The sequence below is a fragment of the Leucobacter sp. M11 genome (assembly GCF_035726885.1).
Taxonomy (GTDB): domain Bacteria; phylum Actinomycetota; class Actinomycetes; order Actinomycetales; family Microbacteriaceae; genus JAPFRB01.
In genome coordinates this window covers 602,837-604,897 of record NZ_JAPFRB010000001.1, presented here as the reverse complement: position 1 = coordinate 604,897, position 2,061 = coordinate 602,837, and the positions used below count along the sequence as shown (strand labels likewise).

4 protein-coding genes are annotated in these 2,061 nt (G+C 71.3%); 2 read left to right on the top strand and 2 right to left on the bottom strand.

Translation table 11 applies throughout. From position 1 onward, the window contains the following. The first annotated feature begins 37 nt into the window (after positions 1-37). Positions 38-598, top strand: coding sequence for a nuclear transport factor 2 family protein (locus OOT08_RS03110; RefSeq protein WP_325091081.1), 561 nt, complete (start codon positions 38-40; stop codon positions 596-598). On the opposite strand, the gene OOT08_RS03105 is transcribed toward OOT08_RS03110, so the two are convergent. Both OOT08_RS03105 and OOT08_RS03100 read right to left on the bottom strand, forming a co-directional pair. Then, positions 585-1,415: an enoyl-CoA hydratase/isomerase family protein gene (locus tag OOT08_RS03105; protein ID WP_325091080.1), complete on the bottom strand. Its 831-nt coding sequence runs from the start codon at positions 1,413-1,415 to the stop codon at positions 585-587. The two genes, OOT08_RS03110 and OOT08_RS03105, sit on opposite strands and share 14 nt — an antisense overlap. 108 nt (positions 1,416-1,523) lie before the next feature. Further along, complete coding sequence (locus OOT08_RS03100; RefSeq protein ID WP_325091079.1) at positions 1,524-1,766, bottom strand: hypothetical protein; 243 nt, start codon at positions 1,764-1,766, stop codon at positions 1,524-1,526. 147 nt (positions 1,767-1,913) lie between these two features. On the opposite strand from OOT08_RS03100, the gene OOT08_RS03095 reads away from it, so the two are divergent. Next, positions 1,914-2,061 (top strand): hypothetical protein (locus OOT08_RS03095; protein ID WP_325091292.1); only part of this gene is annotated, 148 nt, incomplete at its 3' end.

Sequence of the window (2,061 nt, the reverse complement as noted above, 5' to 3'; positions counted from 1 at the left end):
AGCCCGCCAGGAATCACCTCGACGATCGGAACCCCCTATGACGAACCAGACCCCGAATCCCAGCCCCAGCGTGACCGCCGCAACGACCCCGGAGGGGACCCCGGGCGCGGAGCAGAACGCCCCGACGCGCGCGACCCCGGAGCCCGCGCCGCCGAGCGAGCACCCGAGCGAGCACGCGGTCGCGGAACAGCTCCGCGAGCTGGAACGGGGCCGCTTGCGCGCCCTCGTCGCGGGAGATCTCGCGACGGCGCGCGGCCTGCACGCCGAGGCCTTCCAGGTCATCACTCCGATCGGCCTGGCGCTCAGCCGGGAGCAGTACCTCGGCGCCATCGAATCGGGCGGGCTTCGCTACGAACTGTGGGAGCCGGAGGACATCCGGGTTCGCGTGCACGGCGAGACGGCGACGCTGCGCTACCGGGCCCGGCTCCGGGTGGTCTTTGGCGGGCACCGCGTCGAGACCTGCGCCTATTGGCACACGGACACCTATGAGCGCGGCGCATCGGGCTGGCAGGCGGTCTGGTCGCAGGCCACGCAGATCCTGCCGCCCGCGGGCACCGGATACCCGGCGTCCGCGGACGGGGCGGCTAGCGCCCGGTAAAGCTCGGGCGGCGCTTCTCGATGAAGGCCGTGGTGCCCTCGCGCATGTCCTCGGAGTCGAAGCAGGCGGCGAACGCCTCGCGCTCGGCATCGAGGCCCGCGCGGGGGCTGAGGAGCTCCACGGCGCGGATGGTTGCCTTCGAGCGGGCGACCGCCAGGGGGGACTGGGCCCGCACCTCGGCGAGCGCGGCGTGCGCCCCGGCGAGCAGGGCCTCCGGGGTCGGGAAGACGCACGAGACGAGCCCGAGGCGCTGCGCCTCCGCGGCGTCGATGCGCCGACCGGTCATAATGAGCTCCCGGGCGGCCGCGGCCCCCACGAAGCGCTGCAGGCGGACCGTGCCGCCGAAGCCGGGGATGAGGCCGAGGGCGACCTCGGGCTGGCCGAAGCGCGCGTTCTCGCTCGCGTACACGAAGTCACAGGCCATCGCGAGCTCGCAGCCGCCGCCGAGGGCGAAGCCGTTCACCGCCGCGACGACGGGGATCGGCAGCTCTTCGAGCCAGGAGGTGAGCTCCTGGGCCCGCGCGGTGTAGGCGTCCGCGCTCGCGCGGTCCATCGCGGACATCTGCTTGATGTCGGCCCCCGCGATGAAGGCTTTCTCGCCGCCGCCGGTCAGGATGATGCCGCGCAGCGACCAGTCGCTGCCCTCGCCGACCCGGGGGCGCACCCCGTCGATCACGGCCCGGAGCTCGTCGATCACGGTGGGGGAGAGGGCGTTGAGTGCCTCGGGGCGATTCACGGTGATCGTGAGCACCCCGTCTCGCTCGTCGAGGAGCAGCGTGCTCGGGGTTTCGGGGCGTGCGTCGGGCTGATCGGTCATCGTTGATCCTTCTTGCTCGGAATGCTCGGAGGTGTCGCGGGCCGCTGCCCGGCGCCGGGGACGAAAAACCCGCCGAGGCCCTCGGCTCCGGCGGGTGTCGTGAGGGGCTTACTTCTTGTTGTTGCGCTCGAAGAGGTTGCCCAGCAGGGTGCTCCCGATCAGGACAACGGCGAGGAGCACGAGGCCGACGATCGAGATCGCGACCACGTCGACGGGCTGACCCGCGGTGGAGAACTGGGTGGAGTCGTTGCTCCCATTGCCGACGGCAAAGGCGGGCACGGCCACGAAGATGCTCATCACGGAGGCGACGGTCGCGGCGGCGAGAGCGGAGATGCGGGTGCGGGTCTTCACGGGGACTCCTCGTTGGTCGAAATGCTGGTGCGGCGTGGCGCCGAGCTCGGCACGGCGGTCGCCGCACTCCTATTCTGCCCGTTGCCCGGGAAGAGCGCCAATTCTGCCATCGTACCCCGTTTCCGCTTCGTGGTTTAGGGTGGGTGAGTGCCAACCACGAAACAGCGCCCCTGGCTCGCCAGCTACGCCGAGAACGTCCCGCAGAGCATCGGAGTCGTCGAGGGCTCCCTCTTTGACATCATGGACCGCTCCGCGAGCGAGCACCCCGATGCCGTCGCCCTGGAATTCTTTGGGG

What these genes read in the sequence shown, in the direction of transcription:
- OOT08_RS03110 (WP_325091081.1), top strand. Translation starts at nt 38, where the DNA reads ATGACGAACCAGACCCCGAATCCCAGCCCCAGCGTGACCGCCGCAACG.
- OOT08_RS03105 (WP_325091080.1), bottom strand. Translation starts at nt 1,415, where the DNA reads ATGACCGATCAGCCCGACGCACGCCCCGAAACCCCGAGCACGCTGCTC.